The 14,351-nt window shown below is 65.0% G+C and carries 9 protein-coding genes and 2 tRNA genes; 6 read left to right on the forward strand and 5 right to left on the reverse strand.

Annotation, left to right across the window (positions count from 1 at the left end):
- The first annotated feature begins 50 nt into the window (after nt 1–50).
- The 4 genes from BMW76_RS02360 to BMW76_RS02375 all read left to right on the forward strand — a co-directional run bounded on the left by BMW76_RS02360 (nt 51) and on the right by BMW76_RS02375 (nt 2,614).
- On the forward strand, nt 51–323 hold the full coding sequence (locus tag BMW76_RS02360) for an HU family DNA-binding protein (protein WP_007585907.1): 273 nt from the start codon (nt 51–53) through the stop codon (nt 321–323).
- A 70-nt stretch (nt 324–393) separates the two neighbouring features.
- A tRNA-Val gene (locus BMW76_RS02365) sits at nt 394–469 on the forward strand.
- Between the two features lie 41 nt (nt 470–510).
- Nucleotides 511–587: transfer RNA gene (locus BMW76_RS02370), tRNA-Asp, on the forward strand.
- A gap of 98 nt (nt 588–685) precedes the next feature.
- Nucleotides 686–2,614: a SurA N-terminal domain-containing protein gene (locus tag BMW76_RS02375; RefSeq protein ID WP_090862251.1), complete on the forward strand. Its 1,929-nt coding sequence runs from the start codon at nt 686–688 to the stop codon at nt 2,612–2,614.
- Nucleotides 2,615–2,733: 119 nt separating this feature from the next.
- Here BMW76_RS02375 and BMW76_RS02380 read toward each other — a convergent pair whose 3' ends face one another.
- A complete protein-coding gene (locus BMW76_RS02380) occupies nt 2,734–3,072 on the reverse strand; it encodes a hypothetical protein (protein WP_090862253.1) in 339 nt (112 codons plus the stop codon).
- 143 nt (nt 3,073–3,215) lie between these two features.
- A complete protein-coding gene (locus BMW76_RS02385; protein ID WP_407668880.1) occupies nt 3,216–3,893 on the reverse strand; it encodes an arylesterase in 678 nt (225 codons plus the stop codon).
- A 70-nt stretch (nt 3,894–3,963) separates the two neighbouring features.
- Here BMW76_RS02385 and BMW76_RS02390 point away from each other — a divergent pair, with 70 nt between their 5' ends.
- Nucleotides 3,964–4,650, forward strand: a complete 687-nt coding sequence (locus BMW76_RS02390) for an ABC transporter ATP-binding protein (RefSeq protein ID WP_090862257.1) — start codon at nt 3,964–3,966, stop codon at nt 4,648–4,650.
- Between the two features lie 102 nt (nt 4,651–4,752).
- Here BMW76_RS02390 and pgi read toward each other — a convergent pair whose 3' ends face one another.
- The 3 genes from pgi to BMW76_RS02405 all read right to left on the reverse strand — a co-directional run bounded on the left by pgi (nt 4,753) and on the right by BMW76_RS02405 (nt 9,711).
- Entirely contained in the window at nt 4,753–6,375 is a 1,623-nt protein-coding gene (gene pgi / locus BMW76_RS02395; RefSeq protein ID WP_090862259.1) for a glucose-6-phosphate isomerase, read from the reverse strand.
- A gap of 305 nt (nt 6,376–6,680) precedes the next feature.
- Nucleotides 6,681–8,291: an NAD(P)H-hydrate dehydratase gene (locus BMW76_RS02400; RefSeq protein ID WP_090862261.1), complete on the reverse strand. Its 1,611-nt coding sequence runs from the start codon at nt 8,289–8,291 to the stop codon at nt 6,681–6,683.
- 115 nt (nt 8,292–8,406) lie between these two features.
- Complete coding sequence (locus tag BMW76_RS02405; RefSeq protein ID WP_090862558.1) at nt 8,407–9,711, reverse strand: FAD-dependent oxidoreductase; 1,305 nt, start codon at nt 9,709–9,711, stop codon at nt 8,407–8,409.
- A 458-nt stretch (nt 9,712–10,169) separates the two neighbouring features.
- On the opposite strand from BMW76_RS02405, the gene purL reads away from it, so the two are divergent.
- A complete protein-coding gene (purL, locus tag BMW76_RS02410; RefSeq protein WP_090862263.1) occupies nt 10,170–14,261 on the forward strand; it encodes a phosphoribosylformylglycinamidine synthase in 4,092 nt (1,363 codons plus the stop codon).
- Nucleotides 14,262–14,351: the final 90 nt, after the last annotated feature.

Below are 14,351 nucleotides of genomic sequence, written 5' to 3' on the forward strand. Positions count from 1 at the left end.
GGCGCTTAAGCGCTTTCATGATTGCCCAACTACACACTCGGGGGCTTTAAATGAATAAAACGGAATTAATCGATCACATCGCACAGCAAGCCGACATTTCGAAAGCGGCAGCGGGCCGCGCACTGGATGCCGTGATCGGTGGCGTCAAAGGCACGTTGAAAAAGGGTGGTTCGGTCACGCTGGTCGGTTTCGGCACGTTCGCCGTGGGCAAGCGCACGGCTCGCACGGGCCGCAATCCTCGCACGGGCGCGGCGATCAAGATCAAGGCAGCCAAGGTCCCGAAATTTAGGCCTGGCAAAGCGCTGAAAGATGCGTTAAACTAATGGGCTCGCTGCTTGATGAGATTGCCGGTGAAAATCGGCATGAGCAATCAGGCGGCGGCGATCTCGGAGCGGGTGCTTAGCTCAGTTGGTAGAGCGGCGCCCTTACAAGGCGTAGGTCGGGAGTTCGAGCCTCTCAGCACCCACCAGTTCCAGATTGAAGTGACACGCTGCAGCATATGCAGCAAAAGGAGTGGTAGTTCAGTCGGTTAGAATACCGGCCTGTCACGCCGGGGGTCGCGGGTTCGAGTCCCGTCCACTCCGCCAGTATCCTAGAAAGGCGAACTCCGGTTCGCCTTTTTTATTGCCCGCTGTTGTACTATCGGGCGTTCCGTTTTTGGCACCTGACTATTGCCTCTTCAAGCATGCTCGACTTCTTCCGCAATCACCAACGTCTGATGATGTTCATGCTCATCCTGGTCATTCTTCCGGGCTTGGGCTTTGTGGGTATCCAGGGCTTCCGCGGTTTCTTTGACGAGAGCTCGAACGTCGCGAGCGTCAACGGTCACAAGATCACGCGCGGCGAATTCGACAACGCGTGGCGCCAGCAGATGGACCGCGCGCGTCAGATGCTCGGCGCCCAGTTCGACTCGAAGGTGTTCGACACGCCGGAGCGCCGCAAGGATATGCTCGACGGTCTGATTCAACAGCGCGTGCTCGCCGACGAAACGCAACGCCTGCATCTGACGGTCTCTGACGATGCGCTGCGCCGCGCGCTGCTGGCCGACCCGGTGATCGGTTCGTTGAAGAACCCCGATGGATCGATCGACCTCAACAAATATAAAGAACTCCTTGCGATGCAGGGCCTCACGCCCGATCAATATCAGGAGCAGGTCCGCTACGGCATGGCGATGCAGCAGTTGCCCGCCGTCATCACGCAGACGTCGTTCACGCCCAAGACGCTCGCTCAGCATCTGACCGAACTCGCCGAGCAGCAGCGCGAAGTGCAGGGTCTCGCATTCCACGCGAAGGAGTACGAGTCGAAGGTGAAGCCGACCGACGCGCAGATCCAGGCGTACTACGACGCGCACAGCAACGACTTCGCGACACCCGCGACGGCGACGATCCAGTACCTCGTGATGTCGCCGGCCACGCTCGCTGCGTCGACGAATCCGAGCGACGCCGATCTCAAGAAGTATTACGACGACAACATCGCGCACTTCCGCACGACGGCCGAAGTGCGTGCGAGCCACATCCTGATCGCGGCGCCGAAGGACGCGAGCGCTGCCGACAAGGACAAGGCGAAGCAGAAAGCGCAAGAGATCCTCGCGCAGGTCAAGGCGCATCCGGATCAGTTCGCGCAGCTCGCGCAACAGGATTCGCAAGATCCGGGCTCGGCATCGAAGGGCGGCGATCTGGGTTATTTCGGCCCGGGCATGATCGCGGGCGGCAAAGCGTTCGACGATGCCGTCTTCAAGATGAAGAAGGACGAGATCAGCGACCTGATCCAGTCGGACTTCGGTTATCACATCGTCAAGGTGACGGACGTGAAGCCGTCGGTGACGAAGCCCTTCGACGAAGTGAAGGACTCGATTGCGAAGGATCTGAAGACGCAGCTTGCGGCCAAGGCGTTCAGCGACGATTCGGAAGGCTTCACGTCGACCGTCTACGAACAGGCGAAGAGCCTGCAGCCGGCCGCGGACAAGTACAAGCTGCAGATCCAGACCGCGACGGTCACGCCGAAGGCCAACACCGCTCTGGCGCCGGATAGCCCGCTGAACAGCGCGAAGTTCCTCGCTGCCGTCTTTGCGAACGATTCGGTGAAGGACCGCAACAACACGCAAGCCATCGACGTCGGCAGCAACACGCTGGTCGCCGCGCACGTGACCGACTACAAGCCGGCCGCCGTGCCCGCGCTCGCCGCAATCAAGGATGCCGTGCGTCAGAAGCTCGTCGTACAGCAGGCCGCCGAGCTGGCCCGCAAAGAAGGCGAAGCGAAGCTGGCGGATCTGCAGAAGTCGAAGTCGACGGACGGCTTCTCGTCCTCGCTGAAGGTGTCGCGCAACGACGCGCAAGGCGTGCCGGCTGCCGCATTGGGTGCAATTTACAAGGCCGATGCCCAAAAGTTGCCGGGTTACGTCGGTGTGGATCTCGGTGCGGACGGCTACGTGATCTATCGCGTGAACGCTGTGGTTCCGCCGGCTCCGACCGATTCGAAGCGTCTCGCGGCTGCGCAGCAGCAGATTGCATCGGTGAACGCGCAGGCCGAAGCGGAAGCCTATCTGGACGCGTTGCGCGAGCGTTCGAAGGTGAAGATGTACGGCTCGCTCGAAAGCAGCCAGTCGGGCGAGTAAGCCCGCTTCGATCGACGCATGAGGCCGTTCCCGGCGGCTTCATGCAGACATCGGAAAGCCCCGCACATGTGGCCGCACATGCGGGGCTTTTTTGTTTTGCGACGAGCGTCGCACCGGCGTTACAGGCAGGCGCTGATATCGCTCGTTGCGTCGCTGCCTGCGCCGCCCGCCGCACGGAACCCGACCCACGTGCCCGTGCCCCGATAGTTCGGACGCACAATCGCGGCGGCGCCGTTCGGCGGCTGCTGGCCGGGGACGTAGACGTCCAGCGCCTGATCGTTGGCCAATGTATCTTGTGCCACGACCTGCTGCTGCGACTTGTCCGCCCACTTCTTCGCGATGCATTGGCCGACAGCCCTCGGTGGCTGCTGGCTGGTGCCGACGGACTGCACGCCGGCGGGCTGCGCGGCGCAAGCGGAAATGGCGACAGCCATAGCGACAAGCGGTAAGTATTTCATGTTATCTCCTTCCAGAAATCGATCGGGTCGAGCCGGTAATCAAAGTCAGGCGTGTCCATCCGATGACGTGCCCGATCACGTTTCCCGTTATTCGAGACGAGTTGTCGGCGCGCCGTCACGGACCCGCATGAGCGGCCGCGCGTTCATTGGGACGTGGCGTGGAGCAGCGGCTTCAGCGCCGGCCACACGTTGTCGAGGAGCAGGGGCTGTGCCTGTTGCGTCGGATGGATCTGATCCGACTGAAACATGTCCGGCTTGTTTTCGATCCCGGCGAGGAGAAATGGGACGAGCGGCACGCGCAATTGCTTCGACAACTCGCCGTACAGTCCGTGGAACTTTTGCGTGTAGTCGAGGCCGTAATTGGGCGGCACGTACATGCCGATCAGCAGGACCTTCGCGTGACCCTGCAGGGCTTCCTTGATGATCGTGCGAAGATTGTCCTCTGTCGTGCCGAGCGGGACACCGCGCAGCGCATCGTTGGCGCCGAGTTCGACGATTACGATGGCGGGCTTGAGACGCTGCATCAACGCGGGCAGACGCGCGCGCCCGCCGCTCGTGGTGTCGCCGCTGATGCTCGCATTCGCAACGTTATAATCGATCCGCTCACTCGACAGACGCTGACGCATCAGCGAAACCCAGCCGGTGTCGCGAGGCAGCCCGTATTCGGCGGAGATGCTGTCGCCGAGCACGACGATCGTCGGCTTCGACTGCTGCGTATTGGTGCCTGCCGCTGTCGCGGCCGTCGCCGCCGTCGCTGCCGTCGCGGCGGAGTTGGCGCTGGCGTCTGTGCTATTGGCCGCCTGGGCGCACGCGCAAAACATCGCGGCGAAGGCGAGCGCAATACCTGCCGCGCTCGACGCAGCGGCGCGCACTTTCAACCTACGCTTCACCATGCCAAAGAAAACCGATCCAGTCATCGAAGTGCGGGGTTTGTGCAAGAGGGTTAAGGACGCTACAGGCGAGTTGACGATCCTCGATAACATCGACCTGTCGATTCGAGCCAGCAGCCGCGTGGCGATCGTCGGCGCATCGGGCTCGGGCAAGTCTACGCTGCTTGGACTGCTTGCCGGATTGGACAGCGCGACGTCGGGGTCGGTTCGTCTGCTCGGCCGCGAACTGACGGAACTCGACGAAGACGGCCGCGCCGCGCTGCGCAACGGTTCGGTCGGCTTTGTGTTCCAGTCGTTCCAGTTGATGCCGCATCTGACGGCGCTTGAAAACGTCACGCTTCCGCTCGAACTGCAAGGCGGCCTCTCTCCACGCGACGTCAACGCGCGCGCGCGGACGCTGCTCACGCAAGTCGGGCTGGGTGAGCGGATGCGTCACTATCCGAAGCTGCTGTCGGGCGGCGAGCAGCAACGCGTGGCGCTGGCACGCGCGTTCGCAACCCATCCCGCGATTCTTTTCGCTGACGAGCCGACGGGCAGCCTCGATGCCGCGACGGGCCACGCCGTCATCGATCTGATGTTCGAGATGAATCGCGCAAACGGCGCGACGCTCGTGCTGGTCACGCACGACGTCGAACTGGCGCGCCGCTGCGATACGACGATAACGATCGAAGCAGGACGCCTGATCTGAGCGCGGGCCGCAACGGCTTCAAAACGTACGTCGACTGAGGTGCAAAAGCAAAACAGGCCTTCGAGAACGAAGGCCTGCGTTTGTGCGCCTGGCGACGCCCGATCAGCGCTTCAACGCCAAACGCGCACGCGCGATCAACGCCGATGTCGACGAATCGTGCTTCTTCTCATCGATGCTCGCGGCGTTGAGATCGGCCTCCACGACCTTGCCGAGAATCTTGCCGAGCTCGACGCCCCACTGGTCGAACGAGTTGATGTTCCACACCGTGCCCTGAACCAGCACCTTGTGTTCGTACAGCGCGATCAGCGCGCCGAGCGAGCGGGCGGTGAGGGCGTCGACGAGCAGGGTCGTGGTCGGACGGTTGCCGGGGAACATGATGTGTGGCACGAGTTCGGGCTTGTCCGGACCCGCGACCTTCTCGGCTTCTTCCCGCGTGCGGCCGAGCATCAACGCTTCGCTCTGCGCGAAACAGTTCGCGAGCAGCTTCGGATGATGCGAGGCGAGCGGATGCTCGGGTGTGAGCACCGCGACGAAGTCGATCGGGACGATGGTCGGCCCCTGGTGCAGCATCTGGAAAAACGCGTGCTGGCCGTTCGTGCCCGGCTCGCCCCACGTGACGGCGGAGGTATCGTAACTGACGAACGAGCCGTCCAGACACGCCTGCTTGCCGTTGCTTTCCATTTCGAGCTGCTGCAGGTAGGACGGCAGATAGTGCAGCGCTTCCGAATACGGCGCGACCAGATAGCTCTGCGAGCCGAAGAAGTTGCGATACCAGATGCCGATCATGCCCATCAGCACGGGCAGATTGCGCTCGAGCGGCGCGCTGCGGAAATGCTCGTCCATGTCGTTGGCGCCCGCGAGCAGTTCGTCGAACTGCTTCGGGCCAATGGCGATCATGATCGACAGGCCGACGGCCGACCACAGCGAATAGCGCCCGCCGACCCAGTCCCACATCTCGAAGACGTTGTCCTGCGCGATGCCGAACTTGACGACCTCTGCCGGATTTGCCGAGACGCCGACGAAGTGCCTCGCCAGCTCGTTTTGCGGGCAGCCCTTTTCGATGAACCAGTCGCGCAGCGAGTTGGCGTTGGTCATCGTTTCGAGCGTCGTGAATGTCTTCGAGACGATGATCGCGAGCGTCTCTTCGGGATCGATCTGCGTGAGCACGCGATACAGATCCGCGCCGTCGACGTTCGAGACGAAATGGGTCGAGATGTCTGGCGTCGCGAGATGATGCAGCGCGTGCACGACCATCTTCGGCCCGAGGTCCGAGCCGCCGATGCCGATGTTCACGATATGGCGAATGCGCTTGCCGGTGTAGCCCTTCCAGTCGCCGTTGCGGACCTTGTCGGCGAAAGCGGCCATTTTGGCGCGCTCGGCCTGTACCTTGCCGTAGAACGGCGCCGTTGGGCTGCTCGCGCGCAGCGCCGTATGGAGCACCGCGCGGCCTTCCGTCGGATTGACGATGTCGCCCGCGAACATCGCGTCGCGGCGCTTTTCGACGTTGGCCTCGCGCGCGAGTTGCACGAGCAGTTGCAACGTCTCATCAGTGATGCGGTTCTTCGAGAAGTCGGCTGCAAGACCGCCGCCGGCAAGCGTGAATCGTTCGGCGCGCGTCGGCGCGGGATCGTTCTCGGGAGCAAACCAGTCGCGCAGGCGCGCATCGCGAATCTGTCCGTAGTGTGTTTTCAGCGAGTTCCAGGCGGGGAGCGAGTTGAGAGTCATAACCGTCCGTCTAACGAAGGAAAACGAATGGCCGGCCGCGCATCGTGCGTGCCGGAAGGGGTCTGCAGACGCGCAGTCGGCTGAGCGGTACGGTCGCCGGATGCGCGGCGGCGCGCCTCGTGCCCCGTCAGCGAGCGTCTGCAGTTAGCGTCGTGGCCGAAGCCCGGCCGACCGACGCAGTCAATCAGTATAGCGGTCCAGGATGACAGCCGGCATCCATAGGGCCGGTACGCCAGATAAAGGGAAGCATGAGCGGGATGTTTTCCGGACGCATGCGCGGGACGCTGGAGCCCACGCGCAAACGATCAGTCCCGTCGCGGATACACGAGCCGGTTCAGCAGTTTGCGCACCATCGGCGCGAGTTCGCCCGCAGTCAGTCCGGCCGGGCCTTCGCCGCGGGCGGTGAGCGCGTCGGCGGCGAGTCCGTGCAGATAGACGCCCGCGAGCGCCGCTTCGTAGCGCGGCAGACGCTGGCCGAGCAGCGCGCCGATCAGGCCGCCGAGCACATCGCCCGTGCCACCCGTTGCCAGCGCAGCATTGCCCGTCGGATTGACTGCGATGCGGCCATCGGGCGCAGCAATCACGGTCCCCGTGCCTTTCAGCACGACGACGCTCGCATAACGCGCGGCGAGCGAGCTCGCGGCCCTGAGGCGGTCGGCCTGCACGGTTTTCGCGTCCACGCCGAGCAGGCGCGCGGCTTCGAGCGGATGGGGCGTCAGCACACACGGATCGGCCACCGGTCCCGTCGCCGGTCCAGTCCTGGATGCGCCGCGCTGCTTCACGGCATCCGCCAGATCGGCGTGCGCGGCGATGAGATTCAGCGCATCGGCGTCGAACAGCTTGGGCACATCGAGCGGCAGCACGTTGCGCAGTACCTCGACGGCCCGCTCACGCTTGCCCATTCCGCAGCCGATCGACAACGCGTCCATCTGGTCGAGCGGCAGATCGTCGAGGGGATGCAGCATCAGTTCGGGGTGAGGCGGATCGTACGGCGGACTGCCGGAGCCGAGAAACGCAACATGCACCTTGCCCGCGCCCGCGTACAGCGCGGCGCGCGCCGCGAGAATCGGCGCACCGCACATGCCCGTGTCGCCGCCCACCACGGCAATACTGCCGAACGTGCCTTTGTGCGTCGAGTCATCGCGCGGCGGGAAATGCGGAACGAACAGGGCGGGCGCGTTCAGGCGGGCGCCGGGCTCACGCGGCGCTTCGACGCCGATGGGCGCAACCGTCACCTCGCCTGCGAGATCGCGTCCGAACGCCATGAAAAGCCCCGGCTTCGCGCCGATGAACGTGACGGTATGCGTGGCGCGCACGGCGATGCCGCCTTCGACGGCATTGCCCGTATCGCTGTCGAGCCCGCTCGGCACATCGAGTGCGAGGACGCGGCCATGCGTCTTCGCGCGCGCCGACAGCTGTTGAGCGATCGACGCGTAAATGCCTTCCAGCGGCCGCGCGAGCCCGATGCCGAACATCCCGTCGACGGCCCAGCCGTAGCCGTCCAGCGAGGCAGGCACGGCGCCCGAAATCGGCACGCCCGCCGCGCGCGCTTCGGCCAACGCCCAGCGGGCGTCGTCGGGCTTGACGTCGACGGGCATGCAGACTTCCACCGCGACGCCCGCCCGCTGCAACTCCACCGCAACGACGAGCGCATCGCCGCCGTTGTTGCCGGGGCCCGCGACGAGCCACACAGGATGGCGCGTATCGACGGAACCGTCATGCGCAAACTGTTCGAGCAGAAAACGGGCGGCCGCGTGCCCCGCGCGGCCCATCAGCGTATGGGCGGGCAAGGCGGCTTCGGCGCTTTTTTCGAGCTCGCGCAGCTCGGCCACGCTCAGGAGCGCGAGCGGCCGGTCATGGGGATTGACAAGGATCGGATGCGGGACGGGCACGGGGGGCAAGGTGGCATCGGTCATGGCAGCCTGTCGGAACGTAGGAGAGCGTCGATAGCGACGAAGTACGTTCATGGTAGTGGCATTGCGCGTGCCGATGCCAGCACGCGCAATGGCATAGGACGAGTGACCGTCCCGATTATTCGCGGAAGCGTTCGGGGCGAAGCGCCGCGATCGTATCGGGCGACAGTTCGGACGGTGCGCCCGACACGAGGTTTGCGATCAGCTTGCCCGTCCCGAACGCGAGACCCCAGCCGACGGGGCCATGCCCGGCGTTCACGAAGAGGCGCGGATGCAGCGCGTTGCCCGTCACGGGCAAGCCGTCCGGCGATAACAGCTTCGCGCCTTCCCAAGGCAGCGCCGCCGAAATGCGCGCGGAGCCCGGCACCCAGTCGTGCGTCGCCTGGCCGAGCAGCGCGAGCGCTTCTTTCGTCAGCGGTTCGGGCAGCGGCTGCTTCGTCTGGCTCGCACTTTGCAGCACTGCGCCGCCCGCGATGCGCAACCGGTGATTGCTGCGCGTGATCGTGATGCGCTTGACGGCATCGATCACCGTCGTATGCGGCGCGAACTCCTCGCGTGCGATCGGCGCGACGAGGTTGTGCAGACGCAGCGGATGCAGCGGCAGATTAAGCCTGAGCTTCTCCAGCAGCGCGAGGCTGCCGACACCCGCCGCCACGACGACGGCATCCGCGCTGATCACGTCGACTTCGCGCGAAGAACGCGCCGATTCGCCGTTTGCTGGCGCCAGTTCGACGGCCGCGCGCTGGTTGTCGAGCCGGATGCCCGTCACTTCGCGGCCGCACTGGAACTGCACGCCGCCTTGCGCGTCGAGCGTCTGCTTGAGCAGCTTCGCGAACAGCGGGCAGTTCGCCGTGCCTTCGTCCTCGATCAGTACGCCGCCCGCGAAGTGCGGCTCGAGCGGAATCGAATGCTCGATGTCCTGGCATTCCTGCGGGCTCAGCACGTGGTGCGGCGCTTCGAATTGCCGCAGCAGTTCGAGCGCCGGCTCCGTCAGCTCCCAGTCCCGCGCGCTGCGCACAAGGTACAACTGCCCCTTCGACTGCTCGAATTCGAGGTTGAAGTGATGTTCGATGTCGGCGAGCGACTCGCGCGCCGATTCGACCAGCGGACGCAGCAATGCAAACTGCTTCTTGAACGCGTCGGGCTCGGCGAGCGTGGCGAGCTTGCGGATGAATTCGCGCACCGGGCCGTTGAAGCCCGTCTTTCTGATCACGCCGCTTTTCGCCGCCTGGCGATGCTGCATGAAGGTCGGGCCGAACCAGACGTCGAGGGGAGTGGGCAGCAGCGTGCCGCCGTGGCCATACGTGGCGCCCTGCGCGACGGTGGCGTGCCGCTCGACGACGCATACCCGATGACCCGCCGCGCGAAGCTGGTAGGCGGTGGCGACGCCGACGATCCCGCCGCCGATGACAATGACATCCATGATTGATTCGAGTTGCCCGCGGCGCGCGTGAGGCCAGGCGTTTTCCGTATGCGTGACATGCGGCGCAGCGTCAATGGCTGCCCATGCTGCGCCGATCTGATGAAAGGCGGAATGATAGCAGTCAAACGAGTCGCCCGGCATCGTGCCGTTGGGATAGGCACGACGTCCGCCCGCGGTTCGGCGTGGTGCTTTCGGCAAAACTGCGCGACGCCTACCACAATCTGACGGGAACGCATCCTGAAATGGCCGTGCATCGTCCGGGCAGTGCGCGCCGGTGGCGCAAACACGCGCAGAGCGTGTGAGGCGCGCCACCAGGCCAGGTCTGCCGGGCCTTCCCGGGTTATAATCTCGGACTTCCTTACGCCTCACGTCGCCTCCACGCGCGACTGTCCGAGCAATTGTGAAAGCAATCGCACGCGGCATCCGGCGACGCAACCGATCGACGCAACGTCAAGTCCATGGCCCACTTCTCGTGTTTCCCCGGCGCTTCGGCCCTTTCCGATTTCCGTCAAACCCGCCTGCTCGATACGTTGTCGCGCATCGACGCCAACATCGTCGGCGTGCGCGGCCAGTACCTGCACTTCGTGAACTCGCAGACGCCGCTTTCCACGGAAGACAGCGCGAAGATCGAAGCGCTGATGCACTACGGCGACCCGTTCGACGCGGGCAAGGATAAAGGCGCTGTCGAAAGCTTTCTCGTGGTGCCGCGCTTCGGCACGGTGTCGCCGTGGGCGAGCAAGGCCACGGATATCGCCCATCATTGCGGCCTCACGCACGTGCGCCGCATCGAGCGCGGCGTCGAATACACGGTCGTGTTGAAGGGCGGGCTGCTGGGCGGCAAGAAGGCGTTGTCGGACGAGGCGCGCGCCGCCGTCGCCGCCGCGCTGCATGACCGGATGACGGAAAGCGTCGCGCCGTCGCGCGATCACGCGATGCATCTGTTCGACGAGTTGCCCGCGAAGCCGCTGCAGACGGTCGCCGTGCTGACGGACGGCCGCAAGGCGCTGGAAAAGGCGAACACGGAACTCGGCCTCGCGCTCGCCGACGACGAAATCGACTATCTCGTCGATGCATTCACGAAGCTCGGCCGCAATCCGACCGACGTCGAGCTGATGATGTTCGCGCAGGCCAACAGCGAGCACTGCCGCCACAAGATCTTCAACGCGAGCTGGACGATCGACGGCGAGGCGCAGGACATGTCGCTGTTCAATATGATCCGCAACACCGAGAAGCTCAATCCGCAAGGCACGATCGTCGCCTACTCGGACAACTCGTCGATCATGCAGGGCGGCATGGCCGAGCGCTGGTTCCCGCGCAAGGCGGTGAGCGACGGCGAGCCAGGCGAACGCTATGGCCGTCACGTCGAGATGACGCACACGCTGATGAAGGTGGAGACGCACAACCACCCGACAGCCATTTCGCCCTTCCCAGGCGCCGCGACGGGCGCGGGCGGCGAAATCCGCGACGAAGGCGCGACGGGCCGCGGCGCGCGTCCGAAGGCCGGTCTGACGGGCTTCACGGTGTCGAACCTCGATCTGCCCGATGCACGCGAGCCGTGGGAAAACGCGCGCGATGCCACGCAGCCCGTCGGCCATCGCAACAGCGCCGACCAGTTCGACACGTATGGCCGCCCGGACCGCATCGCATCGCCGCTCCAGATCATGATCGACGGACCGCTCGGCGGCGCCGCGTTCAACAACGAATTCGGCCGCCCGAACCTCGGCGGCTATTTCCGCACCTACGAGCAGAACGTCGCGGGCCGCGTACGCGGCTATCACAAGCCGATCATGATCGCGGGCGGCCTCGGCAACATCGCCGATCAGCACACGCACAAGCACGATCTGCCCGCGGGCTCGCTGCTGATCCAGATCGGCGGTCCCGGCATGCGTATCGGCATGGGCGGCGGCGCGGCCAGCTCGATGGCGACGGGAACCAACACGGCCGAGCTCGACTTCGATTCGGTTCAGCGCGGCAACCCGGAAATCGAGCGGCGCGCGCAGGAAGTGATCAACTCGTGCTGGCAGATGGGCGAGGGCAATCCGATCCTGAGCATTCACGACGTCGGCGCGGGCGGCCTGTCGAATGCGTTTCCTGAACTGGTCGACGGCGCCGATAAAGGCGCGCTGTTCGAACTGCGCAAGGTTCAACTCGAAGAGAGTGGCCTGTCTCCGCGCGAAATCTGGTCGAACGAAGCGCAAGAGCGCTACGTGCTGGCGATTCCGCCGTCGCGCCTCGAAGAATTCGCCGCGATCTGCGACCGCGAGCGCTGCCCGTTCGCGGTGGTCGGCACGGCCACGGCCGAGCGCCAGCTGAAGCTGATCGACACGGACAATGCAAACGACAACGCAAACGACAACGCGCACCAGCCCGTCGACATGCCGATGGAAGTACTGCTCGGCAAGCCGCCGCGCATGCACCGCGACGTGAAGCGCGCGTCGACGCCGCTGCAGCCCGTCGATGTCACGCATCTCGCGCTGCATGAGGCAGCCGTCAACGTGCTGCGTCACCCGACCGTGGCGAGCAAGTCGTTCCTGATCACGATCGGCGACCGCTCGGTGGGTGGAACGACGGCGCGCGACCAGATGGTCGGCCCGTGGCAGGTGCCCGTCGCCGATTGCGCGATCACCACGGTCGATTACGCGGGCTTCCGCGGCGAGGCGATGACGATGGCCGAGCGCACGCCGCTCGCCGTGATCGACGCGCCCGCGTCGGGCCGCATGGCCGTCGGCGAAGTGGTGACGAACATCGCGTCGGCACCGATTGCTTCGCTGGACAGGCTGAAGCTGTCGGCGAACTGGATGGCCGCGTGCGGCAGCCCCGGCGAAGACGCCGCGCTGTACGACACGGTGAAGGCGATCGGCATGGAGCTGTGCCCGGCGCTCGGCATCGGCATTCCCGTCGGCAAGGATTCGCTGTCGATGCGCACGAAGTGGGCCGACGGCGGCGTCGCGAAGGAAGTGATCGCGCCTGTGTCGCTGATCATCTCGGCGTTCGCGCCCGTCGAAGACGTGCGCCGCCATCTGACGCCGCAGTTGCTGAGCCACAAGGAAGCAGGCGACACCGTGCTGATCGCGATCGACCTCGGCCGCGGCAAGCAGCGCCTGGGCGGCAGCATCCTCGCGCAGGTCACGCAGCAGGTCGGCGACACGGTGCCCGATGTCGACGATCCCGAAGACCTGAAGCGCTTTTTCGCAGCCATTCAGACGCTCAACGCGGATGGCAAGCTGCTCGCGTACCACGATCGCTCGGATGGCGGCCTGTGGGCGACCGTCTGCGAAATGGCGTTCGCGGGCCACGTGGGTGTGTCGGTGAACGTCGACATGCTGACGCTCGATCCCGATCACGAATTCGACTACGGCGACGCGAAGGACTGGGCGAAGCAGACCAGCGGCCGTCGCGAAGACCGCACGATCCGCGCGCTCTTCAACGAAGAACTGGGCGCGGTGGTTCAGGTGCGTGCCGCCGATCGCGATGCCGTGCTCGGCGCGCTGCGCGAGCATGGTTTGTCGGCGTGCTCGCATGTGATCGGCAAGCCGAACGAGCGCGACACGATCGAAATCTGGCGCGACGCGAAGAAGATCTACGAAGCGCCACGTACCGAGCTGCATCGCACGTGGAGCGAAGTGAGCTGGCGCATCTCGCGTCTGCGCGACAATCCCGCGTGCGCCGACGCCGAGTTCGATGCACTGCTCGATGCTTCGGACCCCGGCATTCAGCCGCATCTGTCGTTCGATCCCGTTGAGGACGTCGCCGCGCCGTTTATCGGCAAGGGCGCGCGTCCGCGCGTCGCGATCCTGCGCGAACAGGGCGTGAACTCGCACCTCGAAACGGCGTATGCATTCGACCGCGCGGGCTTCGATGCACACGACGTGCACATGAGCGATCTGCTCTCGGGCCGCGCGACGCTCGCCGACTTCGCGGGCGCAGTCGCGTGCGGCGGCTTCTCGTATGGCGACGTGCTGGGCGCGGGCGAAGGCTGGGCGAAGACGATCCGCTTCAACGCGCAACTGGCCGATATGTTCGCGGCGTTCTTCGGCCGCAGCGACACGTTCGCGCTTGGCATCTGCAACGGCTGCCAGATGATGAGCAGCCTCGCATCGATGATCCCCGGCGCGGACGCATGGCCGAAGTTCACGCGCAACAAATCGGAGAAATTCGAAGCGCGCTTCTCGCTGGTCGAAGTGCAGTCGTCGCCATCGATCTTCTTCGCCGGCATGGAAGGCTCGCGCATTCCCGTCGCGGTTGCGCACGGCGAGGGCTTCGCGGACTTCTCGCAACAGGGCGATGCGTCGCGTGTCGCCGTCTCGATGCGCTATGTCGATCACCGCGGCCAGCCGACCGAGCAGTATCCGTTCAACCCGAACGGCTCGCCTGCCGGCATCACGTCCGTCACGACGCCGGACGGCCGCTTCACCGTGCTGATGCCGCACACGGAGCGCGTGCATCGCAACGTGCAGATGAGCTGGCATCCGCAGGCGTGGAAGGACAGCGCGACCGACGGCAGCCCGTGGATGCGCGTATTCCAGAACGCGCGCAAGTGGCTGGGCTGAGGTAGCGGGGCACGGTTCGACGGGTCAAACTGTCGAACGGCGCGTCCTTGTTTTGCCGCTATGTTCGCGACGACGCAAACCCGCTGATTG

The sequence above is a fragment of the Paraburkholderia diazotrophica genome, assembly GCF_900108945.1.
Taxonomy (GTDB): Bacteria; Pseudomonadota; Gammaproteobacteria; order Burkholderiales; family Burkholderiaceae; genus Paraburkholderia; species Paraburkholderia diazotrophica.